At 64.9% G+C, this 25,428-nt stretch carries 25 protein-coding genes; 12 read left to right on the top strand and 13 right to left on the bottom strand.

The genetic code is table 11. The features are described 5' to 3' along the window. Nucleotides 1–145 precede the first annotated feature (145 nt). Genes urtA through RM190_RS02040 form a run of 6 tightly spaced genes read left to right on the top strand, consistent with a single transcriptional unit; the run spans nt 146 to nt 6,611 of the window. Nucleotides 146–1,429, top strand: coding sequence for an urea ABC transporter substrate-binding protein (gene urtA, locus RM190_RS02065; protein WP_311757714.1), 1,284 nt, complete (start codon nt 146–148; stop codon nt 1,427–1,429). 50 nt (nt 1,430–1,479) lie between these two features. Next, on the top strand, nt 1,480–3,423 hold the full coding sequence (gene urtB, locus RM190_RS02060; protein WP_311757817.1) for an urea ABC transporter permease subunit UrtB: 1,944 nt from the start codon (nt 1,480–1,482) through the stop codon (nt 3,421–3,423). 1 nt (nt 3,424) lies between these two features. Further along, nucleotides 3,425–4,657, top strand: a complete 1,233-nt coding sequence (gene urtC, locus RM190_RS02055; protein ID WP_311757713.1) for an urea ABC transporter permease subunit UrtC — start codon at nt 3,425–3,427, stop codon at nt 4,655–4,657. After that, nucleotides 4,654–5,397 (top strand): urea ABC transporter ATP-binding protein UrtD, encoded by a 744-nt coding sequence (gene urtD / locus RM190_RS02050; protein ID WP_311757712.1) that lies wholly within the window; start codon nt 4,654–4,656, stop codon nt 5,395–5,397. Before urtC ends, urtD begins: the two co-directional genes overlap by 4 nt. A gap of 2 nt (nt 5,398–5,399) precedes the next feature. Continuing rightward, nucleotides 5,400–6,110 (top strand): urea ABC transporter ATP-binding subunit UrtE, encoded by a 711-nt coding sequence (gene urtE / locus RM190_RS02045; protein WP_311757711.1) that lies wholly within the window; start codon nt 5,400–5,402, stop codon nt 6,108–6,110. A gap of 36 nt (nt 6,111–6,146) precedes the next feature. After that, complete coding sequence (locus tag RM190_RS02040; protein WP_311757710.1) at nt 6,147–6,611, top strand: SRPBCC family protein; 465 nt, start codon at nt 6,147–6,149, stop codon at nt 6,609–6,611. 154 nt (nt 6,612–6,765) lie between these two features. On the opposite strand, the gene RM190_RS02035 is transcribed toward RM190_RS02040, so the two are convergent. Together RM190_RS02035 and RM190_RS02030 are read right to left on the bottom strand one after the other, a co-directional pair. After that, nucleotides 6,766–7,086: a DMT family transporter gene (locus RM190_RS02035; RefSeq protein ID WP_311757709.1), complete on the bottom strand. Its 321-nt coding sequence runs from the start codon at nt 7,084–7,086 to the stop codon at nt 6,766–6,768. 221 nt (nt 7,087–7,307) lie between these two features. Beyond that, nucleotides 7,308–7,787 (bottom strand): DUF1236 domain-containing protein, encoded by a 480-nt coding sequence (locus RM190_RS02030; RefSeq protein WP_311757708.1) that lies wholly within the window; start codon nt 7,785–7,787, stop codon nt 7,308–7,310. Between the two features lie 24 nt (nt 7,788–7,811). Between RM190_RS02030 and RM190_RS02025 the strand changes: the two genes are divergently transcribed. Further along, a complete protein-coding gene (locus RM190_RS02025; RefSeq protein WP_311757707.1) occupies nt 7,812–8,093 on the top strand; it encodes a hypothetical protein in 282 nt (93 codons plus the stop codon). Here the strand turns inward: RM190_RS02025 and RM190_RS02020 are convergent. From RM190_RS02020 to RM190_RS01995, 6 genes are all read right to left on the bottom strand, one after another. Next, nucleotides 8,090–8,581, bottom strand: a complete 492-nt coding sequence (locus RM190_RS02020; RefSeq protein WP_311757706.1) for an RNA pyrophosphohydrolase — start codon at nt 8,579–8,581, stop codon at nt 8,090–8,092. The genes RM190_RS02025 and RM190_RS02020 overlap by 4 nt on opposite strands. Next, nucleotides 8,578–10,002, bottom strand: a complete 1,425-nt coding sequence (locus tag RM190_RS02015; protein ID WP_311757705.1) for a S41 family peptidase — start codon at nt 10,000–10,002, stop codon at nt 8,578–8,580. The genes RM190_RS02020 and RM190_RS02015 overlap by 4 nt, the downstream gene beginning before the upstream one ends. Next, entirely contained in the window at nt 9,999–11,225 is a 1,227-nt protein-coding gene (locus RM190_RS02010) for a murein hydrolase activator EnvC family protein (RefSeq protein WP_311757704.1), read from the bottom strand. Before RM190_RS02010 ends, RM190_RS02015 begins: the two co-directional genes overlap by 4 nt. After that, on the bottom strand, nt 11,222–12,745 hold the full coding sequence (gpmI, locus tag RM190_RS02005) for a 2,3-bisphosphoglycerate-independent phosphoglycerate mutase (protein WP_311757703.1): 1,524 nt from the start codon (nt 12,743–12,745) through the stop codon (nt 11,222–11,224). Before gpmI ends, RM190_RS02010 begins: the two co-directional genes overlap by 4 nt. A 228-nt stretch (nt 12,746–12,973) precedes the next feature. Further along, the gene (gene rlmN / locus RM190_RS02000) at nt 12,974–14,146 is read right to left on the bottom strand and encodes a 23S rRNA (adenine(2503)-C(2))-methyltransferase RlmN (RefSeq protein ID WP_311757702.1); all 1,173 of its coding nucleotides are present in this window, start codon (nt 14,144–14,146) and stop codon (nt 12,974–12,976) included. Nucleotides 14,147–14,263: 117 nt separating this feature from the next. Next, complete coding sequence (locus RM190_RS01995) at nt 14,264–14,791, bottom strand: hypothetical protein (protein ID WP_311757701.1); 528 nt, start codon at nt 14,789–14,791, stop codon at nt 14,264–14,266. Nucleotides 14,792–14,941: 150 nt separating this feature from the next. On the opposite strand from RM190_RS01995, the gene RM190_RS01990 reads away from it, so the two are divergent. Both RM190_RS01990 and RM190_RS01985 read left to right on the top strand, forming a co-directional pair. Then, nucleotides 14,942–15,928 (top strand): asparaginase, encoded by a 987-nt coding sequence (locus RM190_RS01990; RefSeq protein ID WP_311757700.1) that lies wholly within the window; start codon nt 14,942–14,944, stop codon nt 15,926–15,928. A gap of 232 nt (nt 15,929–16,160) precedes the next feature. After that, nucleotides 16,161–16,979 (top strand): calcium-binding protein, encoded by an 819-nt coding sequence (locus RM190_RS01985; protein ID WP_311757699.1) that lies wholly within the window; start codon nt 16,161–16,163, stop codon nt 16,977–16,979. 15 nt (nt 16,980–16,994) lie between these two features. On the opposite strand, the gene RM190_RS01980 is transcribed toward RM190_RS01985, so the two are convergent. From RM190_RS01980 to fsa, 4 genes are all read right to left on the bottom strand, one after another. Next, a complete protein-coding gene (locus RM190_RS01980; RefSeq protein ID WP_311757698.1) occupies nt 16,995–17,753 on the bottom strand; it encodes a TSUP family transporter in 759 nt (252 codons plus the stop codon). A 105-nt stretch (nt 17,754–17,858) separates the two neighbouring features. Continuing rightward, entirely contained in the window at nt 17,859–18,800 is a 942-nt protein-coding gene (locus RM190_RS01975; protein WP_311757697.1) for a tyrosine recombinase XerC, read from the bottom strand. Then, nucleotides 18,797–19,507 carry a DUF484 family protein gene (locus RM190_RS01970; RefSeq protein WP_311757696.1) on the bottom strand — a complete coding sequence of 237 codons (711 nt, stop codon included), beginning with the start codon at nt 19,505–19,507 and terminating at the stop codon, nt 18,797–18,799. The genes RM190_RS01975 and RM190_RS01970 overlap by 4 nt, the downstream gene beginning before the upstream one ends. Then, the gene (fsa, locus tag RM190_RS01965) at nt 19,507–20,160 is read right to left on the bottom strand and encodes a fructose-6-phosphate aldolase (RefSeq protein WP_311757695.1); all 654 of its coding nucleotides are present in this window, start codon (nt 20,158–20,160) and stop codon (nt 19,507–19,509) included. Before fsa ends, RM190_RS01970 begins: the two co-directional genes overlap by 1 nt. A gap of 165 nt (nt 20,161–20,325) precedes the next feature. On the opposite strand from fsa, the gene RM190_RS01960 reads away from it, so the two are divergent. Continuing rightward, nucleotides 20,326–22,527: a primosomal protein N' gene (locus RM190_RS01960; RefSeq protein WP_311757694.1), complete on the top strand. Its 2,202-nt coding sequence runs from the start codon at nt 20,326–20,328 to the stop codon at nt 22,525–22,527. 94 nt (nt 22,528–22,621) lie between these two features. Beyond that, entirely contained in the window at nt 22,622–23,050 is a 429-nt protein-coding gene (locus tag RM190_RS01955) for a DUF1801 domain-containing protein (RefSeq protein ID WP_311757693.1), read from the top strand. 69 nt (nt 23,051–23,119) lie between these two features. Here RM190_RS01955 and RM190_RS01950 read toward each other — a convergent pair whose 3' ends face one another. Continuing rightward, nucleotides 23,120–23,860, bottom strand: a complete 741-nt coding sequence (locus tag RM190_RS01950; RefSeq protein ID WP_311757692.1) for an N-formylglutamate amidohydrolase — start codon at nt 23,858–23,860, stop codon at nt 23,120–23,122. 118 nt (nt 23,861–23,978) lie between these two features. Between RM190_RS01950 and pyk the strand changes: the two genes are divergently transcribed. Beyond that, nucleotides 23,979–25,424 carry a pyruvate kinase gene (gene pyk / locus RM190_RS01945; RefSeq protein ID WP_311757691.1) on the top strand — a complete coding sequence of 482 codons (1,446 nt, stop codon included), beginning with the start codon at nt 23,979–23,981 and terminating at the stop codon, nt 25,422–25,424. The last annotated feature ends 4 nt before the right edge of the window (nt 25,425–25,428 follow it).

Genomic DNA, 25,428 nt, shown 5'->3' with positions numbered 1-25,428 from the left:
ACGCCTGTCGCCCGAAAAACTGGCAGAAAATCGGGCAGTTCCGAACGGTTTCGAACGAAGTTGCCCCGGAACTTGGCAAAATCCGGTGTCGCTGACCTGATCGTTGCAGCCGCCACGCGGCATAATCAACGAGAGGGAAACAGGGATGAAACATCACAATCGCGCCTTGGCCGCCGCCCTTCTGTCGGTCGGCCTGGCGGGCGCCTCATGGGCGCAGGAAGACACGATCAAGATCGGGGTCCTGCATTCGCTGTCCGGGACGATGGCGATTTCGGAAACCACGCTGAAGGACACGGTCTTGATGATGGTGGACCAGCAGAACGCCAAGGGCGGATTGCTGGGCAAGAAGATCGAGGCGGTGGTCGTCGACCCGGCCTCGGACTGGCCGCTTTTCGCGGAAAAGGCGCGCGAGCTGATTTCGGTCAACGGGGTCGATGCGATCTTCGGTTGCTGGACCAGCGTCAGCCGCAAGTCGGTCCTGCCGGTCATCGAGGAGCTGAACGGGTTGCTGTTCTATCCCGTCCAGTACGAGGGCGAGGAATCTTCGAAGAACGTGATCTATACCGGTGCCGCCCCGAACCAGCAGGCGATCCCGGCAGTGGACTACATGATGGAGGAACTGGGCGTCGAGAAATGGGCGCTTCTGGGAACCGACTATGTCTATCCCCGCACCACGAACAACATCCTTGACGCCTATCTCAAGGGTAAGGGCGTGGCCGAGGGCGATATCTTCGTTAACTATACCCCCTTCGGGCATTCCGACTGGTCGAAGATCGTCGCGGACGTGGTCGCGCTGGGGGCAGATGGCAAGAAGGTCGGCGTCGTCTCGACGATCAACGGTGACGCGAATATCGGCTTTTACAAGGAACTGGCGGCGGCGGGCGTTTCGGCCGATGACATCCCGGTCATGGCCTTCTCGGTCGGCGAGGAGGAGTTGGCGGGCCTGGATACCGCGAACCTGGTCGGCCACCTGGCCGCATGGAACTATTTCCAGTCCGCCGACAGCCCCGAGAACAAGGCCTTCATCGAGCAGTGGCACAAGTTCACCGGCAAGGATGATCGCGTGACCAACGACCCGATGGAAGCGACGATGATCGGCTTCAACGCCTGGGTTGCGGCCGTGGAAAAGGCGGGGTCGACCGATACCGACGCCGTTCTTGACTCGATCGTGGGGGTCGAGGTGCCGAACCTGACCGGCGGCACGGCCAAGGTCCTGCCGAACCACCACCTGACGAAGCCCGTCCTGATCGGCGAGATCCGCGCCGATGGTCAATTCGACATTGTCAGCCAGACTGATGAGGTCGCTGGCGATGCCTGGACCGACTTCCTGCCCGAAAGCGCCAAGCTGGACGCCGACTGGCCGGGCAAGAAATGCGGCATGTGGAACACCGAGACCCAAAGCTGCGTGCAGGCGCAGTCGAACTACTGAGCCTGACCGGGGCGGCGGTCGTCGCCGCCCCTTTGCGGTCCGAGGATTTCATGCGTCACCTTCTGTCTGTCCTGGCGCTGCTGGCGCTGGTCCTGCCCCTTGCCGCGCGGGCGCAAGCGCCCGACCTGGCGGCGGTCGTCGCCAGCCATCGCGCGCAGATCGAGAAACCCTCTCGCCAGTCGGTCGGACCGGTGGTCGAGGATATTGCCGCCACTGGTCCACAAGGCGCGGCTTTGCTGCAGGCCTGGGGTGACCGCCTGCTCGCGCTGCGCAAAAGCGACGGGCTGCTGGTCATCACCGCGCCCGAGGGGCAGGGCCTGCGGCTGCAGGACGCGGTGACCGGTGCCGATCTGGGCGCGGCTGTCGAGGCGGATCTGACCCTTCTGCGCCCGAATTCAGGTGTACGTGGCGTCATCGCGGCCGCCTTGGCCGGGAATGCCCTGTCCGATCCTGATCCGCAACGCCGGGCCGAGGCGCTGGACGCGCTGGCCCGTCGTGCCGATGCCGGGCAGTTGCAGCTGCTGCGCGAGGCAATGGACGATCCCGACCCAGCGCTTGCCGCGCGCAAGGCCCGGCTGGAGCGGTTGCTGACCATCCAGCATGATCCTGATCCCGATGCACGCATCGCCGCGATCGAAGGCTTCGGCGGCGATACCGGGCTGGATTTCCGCGCGAGCCTGAATCCGATCCTGGCGACGAAGCGGGTCGCGCTGGAGGCTGTCCCGGCGGGTGCGAATATCGCCCGAGAACTTTCCGTCGGTGGCGATCTTGGCCGCGACGAGGCTTATGGGATGCTGGTCTCCGAGGGGCTTGCCCCGGCGCGGCTGACGCCAGACGCGATGCGCGCGACGCTGTCCGGCCATATTGCCAATGGGGCTGTCGGTGGCATTCCCGTCGCCGAACTTGGTGATCAGCAGGCGCGCGACCGCGCCTATACCGCGCTGGAGGGTCAGGGCCTTGTCCAGCCCGCCGCCAGCGAGGATGAGGTCGACGCGGCGCTGGCCCGGCACCGTTTCCTTGATCTTTACGCCGAGCCAAACCCGCAGGTCACGGACGCCGCCCGCGCCGCGCTGCGTGGGACCGAAACGCGGATCGGTCTGATGCAGGCGGCGGACCTGTCGCTTGACGCGCTGTCGCTGGCCTCGATCTATTTCCTGGCCGCCATCGGGCTTGCGGTCACCTTTGGGGTGATGGGCGTCATCAATATGGCGCATGGCGAATTCATCATGATGGGCGCCTATACCGGCTATGTCGTCCAGCAATTCATAGCCGACCGGACACTTTCGCTGATCGTGGCGCTGCCCTTGGCCTTTGCCGTCACCTTCGCCGCGGGCGTGGCGCTGGAGCGGCTGGTGATCCGCCATCTTTACAAGCGCCCGCTGGAGACGCTGCTGGCCACCTTCGGCGTCAGCATCGCGTTGCAGCAACTGGCCAAGAACATCTTCGGCACGCAGGCGCGGCCGCTGACTGCGCCCGCATGGCTGGACGGCGCGCTGACCTTCAACGACGTGGTCTCGATCAGCTATATCCGCATCGCGATCTTCGTCCTCGCGCTGGTTTTCCTGGGCCTTTACCTGTTCATCATGAACCGCACCCGGCTGGGGCTGGAGGTCCGCGCCGTGACCCAGAACCCCGGCATGGCGGCCAGCATGGGCATCAGCCCGGACCGCATCAACATGCTGACCTTCGGACTTGGCTCGGGCATTGCCGGAATCGCAGGCGTGGCGATCGGGCTGTTTGCCAAGGTCACCTCCGAATTGGGCAGCGACTACATCGTGCAAAGCTTCATGACGGTCGTTGTCGGCGGGGTCGGCAATATCTGGGGCACGCTGGCGGGCGCGGCGCTGATCGGCTTCCTGCAAAAGGGGATCGAATGGTTCAACCCGGCCAATACCCTGGCCGCCCAGACCTACATGATCCTGTTCATCATCATTTTCATCCAGTTCCGGCCGCGCGGCATCATTGCCGCCAGGGGCCGGGCGGCGGGGGCCTGACATGCGCAAACCATTGGTCCTGCGGCACCCTTCGATCCTTGTCTTCCTTGCCGTGCTGGCGGTCTTTACCGTCGCGGTCACGGTGCTGTCGGCGGGCTATGGGACTGGCGTCATCTCGACCAGCATGGTCAAGACGCTGGGCAAGACGCTCTGCCTTGCACTGGCGGCAGTGGCGATGGATCTGGTCTGGGGCTATGCCGGTATCCTGAGCCTTGGGCAAATGGCCTTCTTCGCGCTTGGCGGCTACATGATCGGCATGTGGCTGATGGTCGCCCGGACCGAGGGGATCGTCGCCGGCTCGCTTGCGAACCTGCCCATCCCGCCGACCGAGGCCGAGATTTCCGCCGCCGTCGCCACCCAGATCTTTGGCGTCGTGGGGGCGGACCGTTTCCCGGCGATCTGGACCTTTGCCGGCTCGCTCCCGGCACAATTGGCGCTGGTCGTGCTGTTGCCGGGGCTGCTGGCGCTGGTCTTCGGCTGGCTCGCCTTCCGTTCTCGCGTGAACGGGGTTTACCTGTCGATCCTGACGCAGGCGATGACACTGGCGCTGGCACTTTACCTGTTCCAGAACGATTCCGGCCTGCGCGGGAACAACGGCCTGTCGGGCCTGCAAAACATCCCCGGCCTGGATGGCGTGGGGCAGGAAAGGCTGTCGGTCTGGTTCCTCTGGGCCTCGGCTTTGGCGCTGGGGTTGGGTTATCTGCTGATCGCCTGGGTCGCCTCGGGGAAATTCGGCAGCGTTACCCGCGCCATCCGCGACGACGAGGCGCGGGTGCGTTTTCTGGGCTATTCGGTCGAAAGCTACAAGCTGGTGGTCTTTGTGCTGGCCGCCATCGTGACCGCCATCGCCGGGGCGCTGTATTACCCACAGGCGGGGATCATCAATCCGGCCGAGCTTGCGCCCATTGCCTCGATCTATCTGGCGGTCTGGGTGGCGATCGGCGGGCGCGGGCGGCTTTATGGCGCGGCGATCGGGGCCGTCTTCGTGTCGCTTCTGTCAAGCTGGTTCACCGGCGGCCGTGCGCCCGACGTGAATCTGGGCATCTATACCATCAAATGGGTTGACTGGTGGCAGGTGCTGCTGGGCCTGTCCTTCGTGCTGGTCACCCTGTTCGCGCCGAAGGGCATTTCCGGGCTGGTCGCCTGGTTCGAGGGGCTGCGCCCGCCCCACCGCCGGGGGGCCGCCCTTGGTCCCGACATGGGCGCCCTGCGCGAAAAGGAGGCGGTGGAATGAGCGCGCTGCTGGAGGTTCGCGGCATCTCGGTCAGTTTCGACGGGTTCCGCGCCATCAACAATCTGTCCTTCGAAATCGGCGAGCGTGAACTGCGCGCCATCATCGGGCCGAACGGCGCGGGCAAGACGACCTTCATGGACATCGTGACAGGCAAGACCCGCCCGAACGAAGGCGAGGTGTTGTGGGGCGAAAGCTCGAAAAGTCTGCTGCGGATGAACGAGGCGCAGATTGCGCGCGCCGGGGTCGGCCGCAAGTTTCAGCGTCCGACGGTCTTCGAGGATCAGACGGTGGCCGAGAACCTGACCATGGCGCTGAGCGCCGCGCGTGGGCCGTTCCGCGTTTTGCGCTGGCGCCCTTCGGCCGACAGCGTCGCTCGCGTGGCTGAGCTTGCAGAGGAAGTGGGTCTTGCCGAACATCTGGGGCGCAAGTCCGGAGAGTTGAGCCACGGACAGAAGCAGTGGCTGGAAATCGGGATGCTGCTGGCGCAGGAACCGCGCCTGCTGCTGGTCGACGAACCCGCCGCCGGGATGACGCTGGCCGAGCGCGAGCAGACGACCACGCTGCTGCGCCGGCTGGCCGAACGGCACGCCGTTGTCGTGGTCGAACACGACATGGACTTCGTGCGTCGGCTGGAGTGCAAGGTGACGGTGCTGCACGAAGGCGCCGTGCTGGCCGAGGGAAGCCTGGACCACGTCACCGCGAATCCGCAGGTCGTCGACGTCTATCTGGGAAGGGGCTGAACATGCTGGAAGCACGCGACATCACCCTGCATTACGGCGGAAGCCAGATCCTGCACGGTGTCGACCTGATCGCCGAGCCGGGGCAGGTCACCTGCGTCATGGGCAATAACGGCGTCGGAAAGACCAGCCTGCTGAAGGTACTGTCGGGCAGTCATCCGCGCTCGGGCGGCAGCCTGCGGCTGAGTGGCGCAGAACTGGGTCGCGTCAATGCGCAGGGCATGGCGGTCCGCGGCGTGGGCTATGTCCCGCAAGGCCGGATGATCTTTCCGCTGCTGAGCGTGCGCGAAAACCTGGAAACGGGCCTTGCGCTTCTGCCCCGTGGCGAGCGGCGGATTCCCGACGAGATCTTTGATCATTTCCCGGTTCTGGCTGAAATGGCCCACCGTCGCGGAGGGGACCTGTCCGGCGGGCAGCAGCAGCAACTGGCCATCGCGCGGGCGCTTATCCCCCGCCCTCGGGTCCTGCTGCTGGATGAGCCGACCGAGGGGATCCAGCCCAACATCATCCAGCAGATCGGGCGTGTCATCAAAGGCTTGCGTGACCGTGGCGACATGGCGATCGTCCTGGTCGAGCAATTCTTCGACTTTGCCCATGACCTTGGCGACCGCTTCCTGATGCTGGAACGCGGGCGGGCGGTCCTGCAGGGCACCCGCGCTGAAGTTCCGCGCGAGGCGCTGAAGGCGCGGCTGGCGGGTTTGGGCGCCGCCGCCTGACATGCTATCCTGCCCCCGCAAATTGGAGGGTTGGAGATGAACGAATCCGAGAACGACCTTGTCCTGAAACGCCTTCTGGCAGCGCCGCGCGCCGCGATCTGGCGTTGCTGGACCGAACCTGACCTGCTGGTCCAATGGTTCTGCCCGAAGCCCTGGAATGTCTCGGAAGCGCGGATCGAGCTGCGACCGGGCGGTCAGTTCTCTACCGTCATGAACGGTCCCGAGGGTGAGCGTTTCGACAATATCGGCGTTTTCCTTGAGATCCTGCCCGGCGAACGGCTGATTTTTACCGACGCCTTCGAACCGGGCTGGCGACCTGCGGGAAAGCCCTTCATGGCGGCTAGCGTCACGCTGTCGGATGCGGAGGGCGGCGGCACGGATTACGAGGCCCGCGCCATGCATTGGAATGCCGAAACCAAGGCCGAGCACGAGGCGATGGGCTTTCACACCGGCTGGGGGATGGCGGCGGATCAGCTTGAGGCGCTGGCCAAGACACTGTGATCTTGCGACGAGGATCCCGGGCAGAGCGCGCAAGGCGTCCTGCCCATTTCCGCTTGAGGCGTGATTCCCGCTCGTGGTGAATCTCTGCCCTGACGCTCTACAGGTCAGGCGGGTCGCTCAGTCGATCCGCACCCGGCCGGGTCTGGCATGGCAGTCAATGGCCCGAGGCCAGCTTCATCGTGACGATGCCGCTGACGATCAGCAGGGCGGCGATGATGCGCGCGGGGCTTGCGGCCTCACCCAGCAAAGTAATGCCCAGGATGAAGGCCCCGACCGCGCCGATACCGGTCCAGATCGTATAGGCAGTGCCCAGGGGCAGCGTCTTCATCGCGACGGACAGCAGCGCGAAGCTGGCGATCATGGCGACGATCGTGACGACCGAGGGGGTAAGGATTGTGAAGCCCGCGGATTTCTTCATCGCGTAAGCCCAGACGACTTCCAGAATGCCTGCAGCAAGAAGATAGAACCAAGCCATGCCTGATCTCCTGTCGAAAGATCGGGCCGTCCCGCTTGATATCCATGATGGAGAGGTCGTCCTCGCCCCTGCAGATAGGGCAGGGGATGCGGCAATTCAAGGGCCTTAATTGCTGAATGGCTTCATTGGATTTGGCGAATGCCAATTCCACGTCATTCAGATAAATATCGGTGGGCCAGTATTCGAAACCGGCCCATCGGATTGTTTATTGGGAACCGGAATTACCGGACCACATAAAGAACCTTGCGTGTTTGCGGTTCGACGATCACCGGCTGGTCATTCACATAGACATACTGATAGGGCGAATCCGGGATCTGCTGGAATTGGACCGCGTCGGGGATTTGAGAGCCGACGACGACATTGCCTTGAACCGGAACAGACTGGACCGGATTTTGCAGAACATAGGTGCGGGTCGCCGGCGTCATCGCGTCCTCGGTCACATCACCGGTGACGGCACCAACGATACCGCCCACGGCAGCCCCAACCGGCCCGCCGGCAATCGCACCGGCAATGGCTCCGGTGGTTGCGCCGCCGACCGCGCCGCCACCGCTGGTCGGGGGATCATTGGTCTGGACTTGCGCGGTTGCCGGGGGCTGGGTCACGACGACCGGCTGGCCCGGCGTCACGACAGTGGTTTGGGCCAAGGCGGATCCGGCGGCAATCGCGGCGATGGCTCCGGGAATGAGGAAAAGGCGTTTCATGGCTGATCTCCTTTCGACTGGAGGATGAAGCCTTTCGCAGGGTTCTTTGTTCCTGAGATCACCGGTTTGTTTTCAGCGCGTGAATTGATTGGCGACGCGGTTTGCAACGATATGTGCGGAATGGATTATTTCCGGCCAAAGCATCAAAACATTATATTGCGAATTGATCAGCTTCGTATTTTGGGGAGGTTTTTCCATTTCTTCGGCCAATTTTTGCCGGTGATGACTGGTCGCGGGACTCCCAATGAAAATGCCGCGCTCCGGTGGAGTGCGGCATTTCAATTTCAGGTTGAGAAAAACCCCTAGGACACCAAGTTCGCGAAATCCTTGAACACCTGTTCATAGACCGAACGCTTGAAGGGCACGATCGACGAGGTCAGGTCGGCGGCGCGCATCCATTGCCAGCGGTCGAACTCGGGGTGCTCGGTCTGGATCCGGACGTCCTTGTCCGAGCCAAGGAAGCGCAGCGCCAGCCATTTCTGCTGCTGACCCCCGAAGCGCCCTTTCCAGACCTTGCCCAGAAGCTCGGGCGGCAGGTCATAGGTGACCCATTCGGGGGATTCGGCGATGACCTCGACCAGATCGGGGGTGACACCGGTTTCCTCGACCAACTCGCGCAGGGCGGCTTCGCGCGGGGTTTCCCCCGCGTCGATCCCGCCTTGCGGCATTTGCCAGGCATGACCCGGATTGTCGATGCGCTGCCCGGCAAAGACCAGACCCCGCTTGTCGATCAGGACGACACCCGCGCAGGGGCGATAGGGCAGGCCCGACGGGCCGAGCAATTGCCCTGTCATTGCCGTTCCGCGCCTTCCTCGTCTTCCTGGGTGGCATCCTCGCCGGTGATCGCGGGCTTCACGCTGTCGGGAACGGCGCTGGCCTGGAAGTTCACCGCGGAAAGCCCCTTCAGGATGTCGACGGCATAGGCAAGCTGGTAATCTTCGTCCCGCAGCTTGGCGGTCGCTTCAACCTGCTTGGCCTCTTCCTCGATCTGCTTGCGCTCATCGTCGCTGATCGCGTCGTTGTTCAGAGCGCCGCGCAGGTCGGCTTCCGAGTTCAGGAATTTCGACTCGGTCTTGGGCTTGTCCTCGTTCTCGTCCACGGGCTTGGCCGGGGGCTGTTCAACGATGATGTCCGGCTGAATGCCAAGCGACTGGATCGAACGCCCCGACGGCGTGTAATAGCGTGCCGTGGTCAGGCGGATGGCGCTGTCCGAGGTCACGGGCATCACCGTCTGGACCGATCCCTTGCCGAAGGACTTGGTGCCGACGACGATGGCGCGACGGTGGTCCTGAAGCGCGCCGGTCACGATTTCCGAGGCCGAGGCCGAACCGCCGTTGATCAGAACGACCATCGGCTTGCCCTGCGCCAGATCGCCTTTTTCGGCGTTCCAGCGTTCCGATTCCTCGGGCTTGCGTCCGCGGGTCGAAACGATCTCGCCCTTGTCGAGGAAGGCGTCCGAAACCTCGATGGCCTGGTTCAGCAAGCCGCCGGGGTTATTGCGCAGGTCAAGAACGAAACCCGTGATCTTGTCCATCCCGCCGGCATCCTTGACCGCCTTGGCCATCTGGGTCTTCAGCGTGTCCATCGTCTCGTCGTTGAAGGTCGAGACGCGCAGGACAACGGCATGGCCCTCGACACGAGTCTTGACCACGGTCAGCTTGATGGTGTCGCGCACGATGGTCAGGTCGAAGGGCTCTTTCTCGCCTTCGCGCAGGATGGTGATCTTGATTTCGGACCCGACCGGGCCACGCATCTTCTCGACCGCCTGATCCAGCGTCAGCCCGACCAGCGATTCGCCATTCACATGGGTGATATAGTCGCCCGCCTTGACGCCCGCCTCGGCCGCGGGTGTGTCGTCGATGGGCGAGATGACCTTGACGATCCCGTCCTCTTGCCCGACCTCGATCCCAAGGCCGCCGAAGCTGCCGCGCGTCTGGGTCTGCATGTCCTCGTAATCCTTGGCCGACAGGAACGAGCTGTGCGGATCAAGCGAGGTCAGCATGCCGTTGATCGCGGCCTCGATCAGTTCCTTGTCGTCGACCTGTTCCACATAGTCGCTGCGGACGCGTTCGAAGACGTTGCCGAACAGGTCGAGCTGCTCATAGACTGAGGCGTTCTTGCCGGTTTCCTGCGCGACCAGGGGGCCCGCGAACTGGGTCGCGACCAATGTGCCGGCGATGGTGCCGATAGCTCCGGCCAGAAGGTAATGTTTCATTCCGATGTTCCGTCCTGCCCGGTTGCGTTGTGGCTTGTCCCGCCGATGATGGGATTCATCACGAACCACTCGGCCGGGTCCAGTGTTTCCTTGCCTTTTCGCAGTTCAACATACAGTGTTTCGCTCTGTCCAGCGCCGTTGCCCATGGCCGCGTCGGCCACGAACTCGGCCCCGAATTCCTGTGCTTCAGGTTCGATGCCGCCCATCAGGCCGACCGGGTCGCCTGCGGCAAGCACGTCGCCCGTCTCTCCGAAGACCTGGGCCAGGCCTGCGAAAATCATCAGATAGCCGCGCGCCGGCTCGACGATCATGACATTGCCATAGTCGAGCAGCGGGCCGCGATAGCGGATGGTCGCGCTCCATGGCGTCGTCACGAGCGCCGCAGGACCGGTCGCAATGACAAGACCGGGGCGCTGGACGCCGGCGGCGTCGGCCTCGTTATAGCGGCGCAGGACCGTGCCCAGCACCGGCAAGGGCAGGCTGCCCTGCGCGCCTTCGAAATCGGCCATCGGCGCGCCGACGTCCTGTTCCATGCCGACGATCCCGGATGCGAAGGCATCAAGCGTATCGGCGGACTGAACCAGCGAGGTCAGCTCTTCCGGGTCCTGCCCGAAGCGCACCGGAAGATCCGAACGGTCCGTGACGGCCGAGGCCAGCAGCCGTCGCGCCTCCTGCACCTGGCCCAGACCCTGGGCCAGCGTATTGGCGGCGTTCAGTTGCAGGGTGCGGACCGTCTGGATCTCTTCCAGCTGGCGGCGCATGTCTTCGGCCTCGGCCTGCAGGCCCGGCGCGACCGAACTGAGGATCATCCCGGCATGGGCCGACGCCTCCGGTCCGGCGGGGTGCAGCAGCAGCATCGTTTCGGGGGAACGCTGCATGGCGGTCATCACGCCGACGACCCGACCCAGACGGTCACGGCGGGCATCGAACTCGGCGCGGATTTCCTGCTCGCGGATGCCGGCGCGGCGCAATCCGTCGCGCAACGCAGCCAGTCCCTGTTCATAAGCCCGGATCATGTCGGTCAGCGAGCGGACCTGGTCATCCTTGCTTAGCGCCTGATCAAGCTGTCCGGTCGCATTGCGCAGCATGTCGGCGGCTTCGGCCGCCTCTTGCGCCGCCTGGCTAAGCGCGGCGCTTTGCTGGGCGGAGCTGGCCTGCTGGGCCGGGGCGACGCTGGCAAGGCCCGCGGCAAGAAGGACGGGCAGGGCGAGTTTCAGCTTCATGGGCGCACGATCAGGGATTTGCCGGTCATCTCGGGCGGAAGGTCCAGCCCCATCAGGTCCAGCACGGTCGGAGCGATATCGGCCAGGCGGCCATTGCTCAGGCTGGCGCCCTGCGATCCACCATAGACGATGACGGGAACCGGATTCACGGTATGGGCGGTATGCGGCCCTCCGGTGGCGGGGTCGATCATGGTTTCGCAATTGCCGTGGTCGGCGATGACGACCGCCGCGCCACCTGCCTTGTCCAGCGCCTCAAGCATCATGCCCAGCCCCTTGTCCACGACCTCGCAGGCGCGGATGGCTGCCGGAAGGCTGCCGGTATGGCCGACCATGTCGGGGTTGGCATAGTTCACGACGATCAGGTCGTAACCCTCGCCGATGGCCCAGGCGAGCTTCGCGCTGACCTCGGGTGCCGACATTTCGGGTGCAAGGTCATAGGTCGCGACCTTCGGGCTTTGCGGCATGAAGCGGTCCTCGCCCGGCTCGGGCGTTTCCTTGCCGCCGTTCAGGAAGAAGGTGACATGCGGATATTTCTCGGTCTCGGCCAGACGGAACTGGCGCAGGCCCTTGTTCGCGACCCAAGCGCCCAGCGTGTTTTCCACCTGCCGCTTCGGATAGGCGGCGTCCATGTACTCGTCATGCCTGGTGGAATAATCGACCATGCCCAGCAGCGAGGCCCATTGCGGCCGCGGCCCGGTTTCGAACGCGTCGAAATCCGGCTGGCCGATGGCGGCCAGGATCTCTCGCGCGCGATCGGCACGGAAATTCAGGCAGAAAAAGCCGTCGCCGTCTTTTGCACCGGCATAGTCCGCGATCACCGTGGGCTGGATGAACTCATCGGTTTCGTCGCGGTGATAGGCGGCTTCGACGGCATGTGCGGCATCGGGGGCGGACTGTCCCTGCGCCCGGACCATTGCGGCAAAGGCCCGGCTGACACGTTCCCAGCGATTGTCGCGGTCCATTGCGTAATAGCGCCCGATGACAGTGCCGATGGTCACGCCCGCGGGCAGGTTGCCCTGAAGCTCGGTCACGAAGCCCATCGCGGATTTCGGCGGCACGTCCCGCCCGTCGGTCACTGCATGGATGACCACCGGAACGCCACGGGTCGCGATGGCGCGGGCCGCGGCGATGACATGCTGGATATGGCCGTGGACACCGCCATCCGAGACGACCCCCATCAGATGCGCAGTGCCACCGCTGGCCTTCAGCTTTTCGATGAAGGCGCCGATACCGGTATTCTCGTAAAAGCTGCCATCCTCGATGGCGAGATCGATCTGGCCCAGGTCCATCGCGACCACCCGACCAGCGCCGATATTGGTGTGGCCGACCTCGGAATTGCCCATCTGCCCCTTGGGCAGACCAACATCGGGGCCGAAGGTCACCAGCGTTCCATGCGGGCATTCGCGCATCAGCCGGTCGAAATTCGGGGTATTGGCCTGATCCGGCGCGCTTTGCTCGGGCCGCGACGAGATGCCCCATCCATCGAGGATGCAAAGGACGACGGGTTTCGGATGGGTCATGCGCGCCTCATTCTCGGGTCGTGACGCTTCTACGATCCTGCGGCGCGCGGGGCAAGTTCGGTGCAGGTCTTACCCATATTCGTGAATCCTCGCACCATTCGCGGGTGGAGAGGTCGCATTGGGTATTTATGAAACAGTGAGGCCGTGAGAGGGGTAGCCGGAGCTTCGGATTTCACCGTTTTTCAAATACCCCAGCAACAAGCCGTGCCGGGCGAACCTGCCTCCGCCTCAGACCCGCGCTTCGGCGGCGATCTGGGCGGCGGTCTTGCGGCCACGCTCGGTCGCGGTTTTCAGCTGTCCGCAGGCGGCCATGATATCCTCGCCGCGCGGGGTGCGGATCGGGCTCGCATAGCCCGCCTTGTGGACGATGTCGGCAAATGCCTCGATCCGTTCCCAGCTGGACCGCTTATAGGCGACGCCGGGCCATTCGTTGAACGGGATCAGGTTGATCTTGGCCGGAATGCCGCGGATCAGCTTGACCAGACGGCGGGCATCCGCATCGCTGTCGTTCACGCCGTCGAGCATCACATATTCAAAGGTGATGCGTTCGGAATTCGACAGGCGCGGGTATTCGCGCAGCGCGTTCAGAAGCGTCTCGATGTTCCATTTCTTGTTCACCGGAACCAGCATGTTGCGGGTCTCGTCGGTGGTCGCATGGAAGCTGACGGCCAGAAGACAGCCGATTTCCTCGGCGGTCTTGGCGATTTCGGGAACGACACCAGAGGTCGACAGGGTGATGCGGCGGCGGGACAGGCTGATCCCTTCGCCATCCATCACCACTTTCATCGCGTCACGGACATTGTCGAAATTGTAAAGCGGCTCGCCCATGCCCATCAGCACGACGTTGCTGACAAGGCGCGTCTCGTCCTTGGGCGCGCCCTGAACCGGCCACTCGCCCAGGTCGTCGCGCGCGACCATGACCTGACCCACGATTTCCCCCGCGGTCAGGTTGCGCACCAGCTTCTGGGTGCCGGTGTGGCAGAAGGAACAGGTCAGCGTGCAGCCGACCTGGGACGAGATGCAAAGCGTGCCGCGCGATTCCTCGGGGATATAGACCGTCTCGACCTCATGCCCACCGGCGATGCGCAGCAGGTACTTGCGGGTGCCGTCGGCCGAAACCTGACGGGTCACGATTTCGGGGACCGCAATCTCGAACCGCTCGGCCAGGAAGGCGCGATAATCCTTCGCCAGGTTCGTCATCTGCGCAAAGTCGCGTACGCCCCAGTGATAGACCCACTGCCAGATCTGGCCGACGCGCATCTTCGCCTGCTTTTCGGGCGTCCCGGCCTCGACCAGCGCGTCGCGCAACTGGTCGCGGGTCAGCCCCACGATGTTCTTCAGCGCCGTTTCCGGCAGCTTGCGCGGGATGGTCAACAGGTCCTGGGTGATCGGGGCGGTCATGGCTTGGGCGTCCGGGCGGATGGGGGAAGGCCGTTATATAGGGTAAACGAGCCAAAAAGAAAACAGGGGCCCAAGCCCCTGTTCACGAGAATCTTCGGCAAATCGGGACCGCGAGGCCTATTTGCAGCTGGTCTGGGCCTTGTTGGTCATCGCGGTGATGCCCGACAGGCTGAACGTGTCCTTGGTCACGGTGCCGCGGGCCGAGCGTCCGGTCAGCACTGCGGTCGAGCCGCCGCGCAGGGCCGTGATCAGCTTGCCGTCTTCTGCGGGCGAGCCGGTCCAGGCGCTTTCACCCTCGGTGAACAGCTTGAAGGTGTTGCCGCCGATATTCACCTCGACCGCCGAATCCGGGGCAAAGGGATAGCCGCCCGAGAACGAAACTTCGCCCGACTGGCCGGGACGATAGGCGATGTACAGGCGGATATCGCCGCGGGACACTTCTTTGGGGCTGCCGCTCGAGTCCGTGTTCTGGGACGATTTCGGTGCGGAAACGGCCCAGCACTCTTTCGGGCTGGAGGCCGAAAAAGCCGTCCAGTCGCCTTGGGTGCCGATCACGTTCGTCGAATCCTGCGCGAATACGGGCGCAGAAAGGGCGATTGCGAAAGCGGCGGCTGCCGCCGCCACATGCGGGGCGGATTTCAACATGCTCTGGCCTCCTGCCATGGTCCGGTTTATCCGGACTTGTTGCCGATGTCGGTTGTGGATTCAACCATCCGGCTTAAGGATAACGCAAAAATCGACGCGCAAAAAAGCCCCCTTGCGGGATATCGCGTGATTGTCAGAGGAAAACTGTCCATGACTGCGGCCAATCTGATCGAATTATGGCGTGGCGGCCTGCTTGAAAGCCTGCATCGCGGCCATGCCGTGGTTGCCGATGCCAATGGTATCGTCGAGGCCTGGGGCGATCCGGGAACGGTGATCTTTCCGCGATCCTCGTGCAAGATGATCCAGGCGCTGCCGCTGGTCGAAAGCGGAGCGGCCGACCGCGCCGGACTTGGTCCCGAACAGTTGGCGCTTGCCTGTGCCAGCCACAATGGTGCGCAGATCCATGTCGGTCGCGTTGCCCATTGGCTGAAAGGGTTGGGACTGGACGAGCCCGACCTGCGCTGCGGCAGCCACCTGCCCAACGACCCGGACGAGCGCAAGCGCCTGATCTGTTCGGACAGCGAGCCCTGCCAGTTGCACAACAACTGCTCGGGAAAGCATGCGGGGTTCCTGACACTGAATCAGGTGCTTGGTGGCGATGCCGATTATGTCGAGATCGACCACCCGGTGCAGAAGGCCGTGCGCGCGGCCTTTGAGGAGACGACCGGAGAAGAGGCTGCGGGCTGGGGTGTCGACGGCTGCTCGGCACCCAATTTCGCTTGCAGTGTCGCTGGGTTGGCGCAGGCGATGGCGGATTTCGCCGATCCGCGTCCCGGTCTGCGCGGGGATGCGCAGCGGCGGCTGGTCCAGGCGATGATGGCCCATCCCGAACTGGTCGCCGGCGAAGGGCGTGCCTGCACCGAAATGATGCGCGCCCTGGGCGGTCAGGGCGCAGTCAAGACCGGGGCCGAGGCGGTCTTCGTGGGTATCCTGCCGGAACGCGGCCTTGGGATCGCGCTGAAGATCACCGATGGCGGCACCCGCGGGGCCGAGGCGGCGATTGCCGCATTGCTGGTCCATCTGGGCCTGCTGCCCGAGGACGCGCCGGTCATCCGCCGTCACCTGACCGGTCCGCTGACGAATTGGCGAGGGCGCGTCACCGGCGAGTTGCGGCGCTCTCCCGGTTTTCCGCAGTAAGGGAAGATCACGACGAATCAGGGATCGGGGCGGGGCCGACCCTGCCCGGTCGTTGCGCAGTGTGCCCCATCCTTGACCGGGATGCGCGGCAGAGTGCCCAGGGGCGGTCGATCGGCGGGATGAAATCCGCCGAAAACCCGCCTGAGGCTGCCCGTGCGTCGTGGCAGCGTCGCATCCGTGGCATAAGGCTTGCACAGTCCGACGGGTCTTGGCTTCGCAAGGAGGATGCGCGATGGCGACACTTTCCTACAGGGTTTACTCGGTCATCTATGCCGACATGCTGGCGGATATCGCCGACACGCTGGATGACCAACTTGATCGGCTGAGTTCGCTGAACACGCGCGACGGAACGATGGGCAACGATGCCCTTTACGGGGGATCCGGGGATGAAGGCCTGCTTGGGCTGGCCGGAAACGACCAGATCTTTGGCAAGGGCGGGATCGACTTCGTTTCGGCCGGAACCGGGGATGACAGCGTCTGGGGCGGCACCGGCGGAGATTTCCTGTTCGGCGATCTTGGGAACGACAAGATCTGGGGGCAGGAAGGGAACGACTTCATTTCCGGCGGAACGGGCAATGACACCGTCTTTGGCGGGGTCGGAAATGACAGCCTGTTCGGGGTCGAAGGCAATGACAGCCTGCTGGGCGAGGCTGGCAACGATTCCCTGCATGGCGGCTATGGCAATGACTTCGTCGCCGGAAATGCGGGTAACGACACGCTGCATGGCGATTTTGGTGACGATACGCTGAGCGGCGGTGCCGGCAACGACTCCATGCTGGGTGGCTGGGGGCATGATGCCTTTGTCTTCGACGGCGGCAAGGACGTGATTCGCGATTTCGAGACCGGGTTGCGCGCCGATGGCAGCTCGACTGGCGCCCCGGCAGAAAGTGTCACCGTCGATATCGATTGCGTCGACAATTTCGGCGACCTGATGGATGCCGCCACCCAGGTCGGCAAGAACGTCGTCTTCAACTTCGGCGATGGCAATGTCCTGACGCTGCAGGGCGTGCCGATGGCGCAGCTTGAATCCTCGATGTTCGATTTCGTCTGACGGTGACGGGTTAGGTCAGAGAAGTTGCCAGATCAGCCGCAGCGCCAGCGCCGTCGAGGTGATGACCAGAAGCGGCTTGATCACTCTTGCGCCGATCCGCATGGCAAGGCGTGCGCCCAGCATCGCTCCTGCGATCTGGGCCACGGCCATGACCGCGCCCAGCGCCCAAAGCGGCTTGCCGACCAGCGCAAAGGCCACCAGCCCGCCCAGGTTCGACGCAAAGTTCAGCAGCTTGGTATGGGCCGTCGCCTTCAGCACGCCGTAACCGGCAAGCAGGACGAAGCCCAGCATCAGGAACGACCCGGTTCCCGGTCCGACCAGTCCGTCATAAAACGCGATGGCGGGCACGAAGCTGGCGGTGAAGACGGCAGAGGACATGCGCCGATGGCGGTCGCGGTCGTCCAGCCCCGGCTTCAGCGCGAAGAAGACCGCAATTCCGATCAGCAGCACCGGCAGGCCATAGCGCAGCGCGTCGGTCGGGATCGAGGTGACGAAAAACGCCCCCGCCAGTCCCGCGACAAAGGCGACGACGGCAGCGATCTTCTGGTGGCGCAGGTCGACGAGGCCGCGACGGGCATAGGAGATGCAAGCGGTCGCGGCACCGAAGACGCCCTGCACCTTGTTCGTCGCCAAGGCCTGGGCCGGGGGCAGGCCCGCAAGCATCAGGGCGGGCACCGTGATCAGGCCGCCACCGCCGGCTATGGCATCGACGAAGCCGGCGGCAAAGGCGGCGCCGGTCAGCATCAGGACAAGGTGGAGGGAGAGATCGAACATGGCGCGTCTTTGGTCCTGCCGCGCGCGATTGTAAAGATCGCGCCAACCGCAGCCTTGCGGCGAGTATCTGGAAAACGGTGAAGCTGCCTGGTCCGTGCCCAGCCCCTAGCTGCGGGGATGGGCGGCGCGATAGACTGAAAGCAGCCTTGCGTCATCGACCCCGGTATAGACCTGCGTGGTCGACAGGCTCGCATGGCCCAGAAGTTCCTGGATCGTCCGCAGATCGCCCCCGGCGGCGAGCAGATGGGTGGCAAAGGAATGGCGCAGCGCGTGCGGCGTCGCGGTTGGCGGCAGGCCCAGCGACTGCCGCATGGTGCGCATCGCGCCGGCCAGGACCGAGGGGTTCAGCCTTGCCCCCCTTGCGCCACGGAAAAGCGGTGCGTCGCCTTGCACCGGCCAAGGGGAAAGACGCAGGTACTCGGCGATCGCCGCGCGCGCCACGGGCAGGACCGGAACCTGGCGTTCCTTCTGTCCCTTGCCGCGTATGGTCAGCGCTTCGCGCAGGGGCCAGTCCGAGCCGTCAAGCTGCAGCGCCTCGGAAATCCGCAGGCCGCAGCCGTAAAGCAGGGTCAGGACCGCGGTGTCGCGCGCCGCGATCCAGGGTTCGCGATGGCTTTCCGCGGCGATGTCGAGAAGCTCCAGCGCCTGTTCGGGGGCAAGCGGACGCGGCAGTGAGCGGGTGAATTTCGGCCCGCGCGATGCCAGTGCCTTCGAGGCGTCGAAGCCGTGGCGGTCCGACATCCAGCGGATGAAGCTGCGCACCGCCGACAGCCGGCGCGCGAGAGAGCGCGCCGAAAGCCCACGTCCGCGTTCGGCCGCGGCAAAGGCGCGCATGTCGGATTGTGTCAGCTGACCCAGCGTCTGCGGCAGGGCAGGGGTGGCGTGATAGCCACCAAGAAAGGACAGGAACGCCAGCAGGTCCGCCTGATAGGCGACGATGGTGTGATGGGAACGGTCACGGGCCGCGCGCTCGGCATCCAGCCAGCGTTGCAATTGCTCGGCCATCAGCGGGGCCAGGGCCAGCGGTGGCGTGGCCCCTTGGGTCATTCGCGCAGCCAGGAGATCAGGACCAGCCGGAAGGCCTGGCTGAAGAAGCGCAGCAGATCGGTGCCCTGCGCCGGGGTAAAGCGCCCCGCCTCGGCCGAACCGATCAGAAGCAGCGCCGGGAAGCGGCCGGGGCCAAGGTCGATCGGCAGCAGCGCCTCGGATTTGATCGGGGCGCGGGCATCGCCGTGATGGGGCAGCGATTCCCCGGCGACGGCGCGCAGGATGATGTCATCGGCGCGCGGTGCCCGCCGTCCGCCGGACAGCATTGCCGCAATCGTGCCCGCGGGCACGATGGTCAGCGGACCGGCCAATTCGCGCGCCGGTTCGACCGAGCCCGATTCCATGATCAGGTGCAGCGTTTCGACCCGCAGAATCGGGGCGACCGCGGATTCCAGATTTTCCAGGAATGCCGCGAAATCCATGGGCTCCAGCAGGGACAGTACCGCGCGATGCACGGTGTTCATCCCTGACTGGTTCTCATAGGCGGTGGAGATGACCGTTTCATGGGTCTCCTCCAGCCGGTCGAGGCGGCTTTCCAGCGCCTGCATGGCGCGGCCGCGAATGTCGATGACATTCTCGCCCCGGTCGGCCTCGCGCGCGCCGATCAGCGCGCGCATCAGGTCTCGGTCAGAAAGGATCAGTTCGGGCCGGGCCAGAAGCCGGGCGCGCAGATCCTCGGGAAGATCGACGGCCTGATCCCCGCTCATCAGCCGATCTTCTGCCCGGTCTTGGCCCAGTCGGCGTCGAATTGCGCCAGGCCCTTGTCGGTCAGAACGTGATTCGCCATCGCCTTGATGACGGACGGCGGCGCGGTGATGACATCGGCGCCGATACGGGCGGCGTCGGTGATGTGGTTCACCGAACGGATCGAGGCAGCCAGGATCTCGGTCTTGAAATCGTAGTTGTCATAGATCGTGCGGATGTCCTCGATCAGCTGCATGCCGTCCAGGTTGATGTCGTCCAGACGGCCGATGAAGGGGCTGATGAAGGTCGCGCCCGCCTTGGCGGCCAGAAGCGCCTGCGCCGCGCTGAAGCACAGCGTGACGTTGACCATGTGACCTTCCGAGCTGAGCGCCTTGCAGGCTTTCAGCCCGTCCCAGGTCAGCGGCACCTTGACCGCGATGTTCGGCGCGATCTCGGCCAGATGCTTGCCTTCGCGGATCATGTCGGCGGCGTCCTTGGCGACGACTTCGGCGCTGACCGGGCCAGTGACGATGCCGCAGATCTCTTTCGTGACCTCGACGATGTCGCGGCCCGATTTCAGGATCAGCGAGGGGTTGGTGGTGACGCCATCGACCATACCCAGGTCGTTCAGTTCACGGATGGCGGCGGTGTCGGCGGTATCGACGAAGAATTTCATGGCAATGGCCCTTGTTGCGGCTTTGATGCAGGGTTTAGCCCATAAACCGCTGCGGGTGAAGTCCGGGCGGGCGGCTTGCGGCCCGACGACGCACCGTGCCAGTATCCGCGCGATGCTCAAAGCCGTGCCCGCCCTGTTCCCGTTCCGAACCCGCCTGATCCAAGGATGAGCAGGCCGCTGTTCTATCCCCACGGTGCACGCATCGCCGTGCTGACGCAGGAAGTCGTGGGCGTGCTGGATTATCTGGCCCCCGAAGGCGGCGTGCGGCTGGGTCAGCTTGTCGTCGTGCCGCTGGGACCGCGTCGGGTCATGGGCGCGGTCTGGGGACAGGGCATGGGCGATTTCGACATGGCCAAGCTGCGCCCTGTCGCGCGGCTGATCGACGCCCCCCCGCTTGCGCCCGAGATGATCGAGTTCCTGACCCGGATGGGCGAATATACCCTGACGCCCTTGCCCTCGATGCTGCGCATGGCGACGCGGGCGCCGGATCTGGACCAGCCCCCCTCGGCGCGGCGGATCATCCACAGGGCGGGGCCGCCGCCCGATCGGATGACCGATGCCCGCGCCGCCGTCCTGCGGGTGATCGAGGATCACGGCGGTGCCGGTTTCGCGCCGGGCGAGTTGGCGCAACTGGCGGGGGTCACCGGCAGCGTGGTGCAGGGCTTGGTCAAGGCGGGGACGCTGGCCGAAACCCTTGCCCCCCGCGACACGCCCTATCCCCGGCTGGATCCCGACCTGCCCGGCAAGCCCCTTGCCCCGGACCAGGGCGAGGCGGCGGCACAGTTGCGTGATGCGCTGAAGACCCGACGCTATGGCACGACGCTTTTGCGGGGCGTCACCGGTTCGGGCAAGACCGAGGTCTATCTTGAGGCCGTGGCCGAATGTCTGCGACAGGGGCGTCAGGCGCTGGTCCTGCTGCCGGAAATCGCGCTGTCCTCGGAATTCCTTTCCCGGGTCGAGGCGCGGCTCGGCGCGCGCCCGGGCGAATGGCATTCGGGCATCACCCGCACAGAACGCCGCCGGCTTTGGACCATGGCCGCGCAGCACCATGTCGGCATGGTGGTCGGCGCGCGTTCGGCCCTGTTCCTGCCCTTTGCCGACCTTGGCCTGATCGTCGTCGATGAAGAGCACGATTCCAGCTATAAACAGGAAGACGTCGTCTTCTACAGCGCCCGCGACATGGCGGTCCTGCGGGCCAGTATTGCCGGGGCGCAGGTGGTGCTGGCCTCGGCCACGCCCTCGGTCGAAAGCTGGGTGAACGCGGGGGCGGGAAAATACGCGCGGATCGACCTGCGGTCGCGCTATGGCACCGCGGAGCTGCCCGAGATGGGGGCGATCGACCTGCGCGAATCCGAGATGGAGAAGGGGCGCTGGATCTCTCCCCGACTGGCCGCCGAGATCCGGGCGCGCAAGGGCAGGGGGGAGCAGTCGCTGCTGTTCCTGAACCGGCGCGGCTATGCCCCGATCACCGCCTGTCGGGCCTGCGGTCAGCAGGTCGGCTGCGACCAATGCGACGCCCGCATGGTCGAGCACCGCTTCCAGAATCGCCTTGTCTGCCACCAGTGCGGCGAAACGAAGCCGATCCCGGTCGCCTGCCCAAGCTGCGGGGTCGAGGGCAGGATGACCGCGATCGGTCCGGGGGTCGAGCGTCTGGCCGAAGAGGTGGCCGAGCGTTTTCCCGATGCCCGCGCAACGGTCCTGTCCTCGGACCTGTTCCACTCGGCCCGCGCGCTGAAAGAGGCGATCGCCCAGATCAGCGCCGGGGAAACCGACATCATCATCGGCACGCAGATCGTGGCCAAGGGACACAATTTCCCACGCCTGACGCTGGTGGGCGTGATCGATGCCGATCTTGGCCTGCAGGGCGCCGACATGCGCGCGGCCGAGCGCAGTTTTCAGTTGATGCGCCAGGTGGCGGGACGCGCGGGCCGCGAAGGGGGCGACGCGCGGGGGCTTGCGCTGCTTCAGACCCACCAGCCTGCGCATCCCGTGATCCGCGCCATCCTGTCGGGCGAGGACGAGGCGTTCTGGGATGCCGAGGCTGCGCAGCGCCAGCAGGCCGGGATGCCGCCCTTTGGCCGGTTGGCCGGGATCATCCTGTCACATCCCGACCAGTCGGCGGTCGAGAATCATGCCCGAGAAATGGCCCGTCGCGCCGATCCACTGCACCAGATCGGGGCCGAGCTTTGGGGTCCGGCGCCCGCACCCATTGCCCGCGTCCGGGGCCGCTATCGTGTCAGGATGCTGATCCGCGCGCCCCGGCAGGCGCCGGTGCAGACGGCGATTTCGCGTTGGCTGGCGCTGGCGCCGAAGCCACCCTCGAACCTGCGGCTGTCCGTGGACATCGACCCGCAAGGCTTTCTCTGACGGTCGCGCACGGGCGGCAACCTGCCCGCGGTTGCGGTGCGCCGGGCTTTGCGTGCTAGGCTGGGGCGGAATGCAACCGGGACGAAGGTGACGCATGACCGACAAGACAACAGCGAAAACGCAGCCTGTCCTGCTTTCGGGTGGCAATCCCCAGATACCCAAGGGCTATGGTGACGGACCGGTCCAGGATTACATCGCGGCCATGCCGGGCTGGAAAAGCGGGGTCGGCGCCTGGCTTGACGGGCTGGTCGTCAGGACGGTGCCGGATGTGCAAAAGGCTGTGAAATGGAACTCACCCCTTTACGGGATGGACGGCCAGACCTGGTTCCTCAGCCTGCATTGCATGACGAAATACATCAAGGTCGCCTTCTTCCGCGGGGCCGAGCTTGAGCCGGTGCCGCCGGTCGCCTCGAAGCAGGCGCATGTGCGCTATGTCCATATCCAGGAAGGCGAGACACCCGACGAGGCGCTGTTTGCCGAATGGATCAGGCAGGCAAGCAAACTGCCGGGCGAGAAGATGTAGACGTCCATCCGACCCCGCATGGCAAATTGCCGATGACCAAAGCAAGTCATGGGCGGAAATCGCGGTCCGCTAAAGCTCTTGCCGGTCCAGGATCCCCGCCAGCACCCCGGCCAGACGGTTGGCCCAGATAATCTGACCCGCCTCGTCCTCGATCAGGTCGTTGCAGATCTCGATGAGGACGTTCGGGCGACCATGCGCCAGCGCGTGCTTGTCGATGGAATCGCCGTCGAGATGGCCGGAATAGGGCTCGTTCTCGCCCGTGATCCAGCCCTTGTCGCGGCATTCGCGGACCAGCGCGGGGCCAAGGCGGTCGTCGCGATGCGAATAAAGGATGCCCACCGCCCAGGGTCGGCGCGGGCGGCCGCGCAATTGGCGCGTGAAGCTGTGGATGGCGCAGATCGCGCGGCGCGGATGAGTATCGGCGAGCCGGGCATAGGCGTCGTGATAGGGACGGTAAAGCCGGTCCAGCCGACGCTCGCGTTCCGCCGTGTCCATGACGCGGTTCGCGGGAATGACGGTTCCGTCATAGATCCGCATCAGCAGGGTCGGATCATCCTCGCCGCGATTCGGATCGATGACCAGACGCGAGAAATTCGACAGGATGCCGGGCGCGTCCAGCCGGTCGGCCAGATGCCGCGCCAGTCCCGCCGCGCCCACGTCAAAGGCGATGTGGCGGGCCATGTCCTCGGCCGCGATGCCCAGATCGCCGCCATTGATCCAGTCCGGCACCCGGTTCGACGCGTGGTCGCAGGTGACAAGCCAGCGCGATTTCCGGTCGCGTCCGATGGTGGTAAAAGCTGCTACCGTCATGGTCCCTTCGCCTTGCATGCGGCAAGGTTTAGTGCAAGCCCTGATCCGGGCACAGTTGCCGCGACGCGGTGCATGGGTTTATACAGCGTCTGCTAGCGCAAACACGACGGAGAAACGGATGAGACGCCACCGCAAGGTCAAGATCGTTGCAACCCTTGGGCCATCGTCCAGCGACTTCGACACCATCCGCCGCCTGTTCGAGACGGGCGCGGACGTGTTCCGGCTGAACATGAGCCACGGAACGCATGCCGAGCAAAAGGCCCGCTATGACATCATCCGCCGGGTCGAGGCCGAATCGGGCCGCCCGATCGCGGTGCTGGCCGATTTGCAGGGGCCGAAGCTGCGCGTTGGCGCCTTTGCCGATGGGCCGCATGATCTGCAGGCCGGTCAGGCGTTCCGCTTTGACCTGGACGACGCGCCCGGCACGCCCGCCCGCGTCCAGCTGCCTCATCCCGAGATTTTCGCGGCGCTTGAACCCGGCTCCGAACTTCTGGTCAACGACGGCAAGATCCGCCTGAAGGTCGAAAGCTGTGGTGCCGATTTCGCCGAATGCGTGGTGACAGTGGGTGGGGCCATCTCGAACCGCAAGGGCGTGAACGTGCCCGACGTGGTTCTGCCGCTGGCCGCGCTGTCCGACAAGGACCGCGAAGACCTGGAATTCGCCTGTCAGCTTGGCGTCGACTGGCTGGCCCTGTCCTTTGTCCAGCGGGCCGAGGACGTGATCGAGGCGCGCAAGCTGGCCAATGGCCGCGCCGCCATCCTGTCCAAGATCGAAAAGCCCGCCGCGGTCCGCGCCTTTTCCGAGATCCTCAAGGTCTCGGACGGGATCATGGTGGCGCGAGGCGACCTTGGGGTCGAACTGCCGGTCCATTCCGTGCCGCCGATCCAGAAGCGCCTGACCCGTGCCTGCCGCGCGGCGGCCAAGCCGGTGATCGTCGCGACCCAGATGCTGGAGTCGATGATCGAAAGCCCGATGCCGACGCGGGCCGAGGTGTCCGATGTCGCGACCGCGATCTATGAAGGCGCCGACGCGATCATGCTGTCCGCCGAAAGCGCCGCCGGGGCCTATCCGATCGAGGCGGTGGCGACGATGGACAATGTCGCCCGTTCGGTCGAGACCGATCCCACCTATCGCGAGATCATCGAAAGCTCGCGCTCGGCCAAGCGCCAGACCGTGGCCGACGCCATCGTCGCCGCCGCGCGCGAGATTGCTGAAACGACCGACATTTCCTGCATCTGCGCCTTTACGCAATCGGGCACCACGGCCAGCCTGATCGCACGCGAACGTCCGCGTGTGCCGATCATTGCCATGTCTTCGGAAACGCCGACGCTGCGGCGGTTGTGCCTGACCTGGGGGACGCATTGCGTGCTGACACCCTCGCTCGAGCGGTTCAAGCAGGCAGTTGTGAACGCGGCCAAGGCAGCGCGCGACTTCGGTTTTGCCGACGAGACGAACCAGATTGTCGTCACCGCAGGCGTGCCTTTCAATCAGGCCGGCACCACGAACATCCTGCGCATCGCCCCCTGCGACGAACGCTTGATCTATCGCACCGATCCAGAATAGGTCC

This window comes from Paracoccus broussonetiae (assembly GCF_031854425.1).
GTDB classification, from domain to species: domain Bacteria; phylum Pseudomonadota; class Alphaproteobacteria; order Rhodobacterales; family Rhodobacteraceae; genus Paracoccus; species Paracoccus broussonetiae.
Note: the sequence above shows the minus strand (reverse complement) of the source record. Positions and strands in the feature narration are given on the sequence as shown.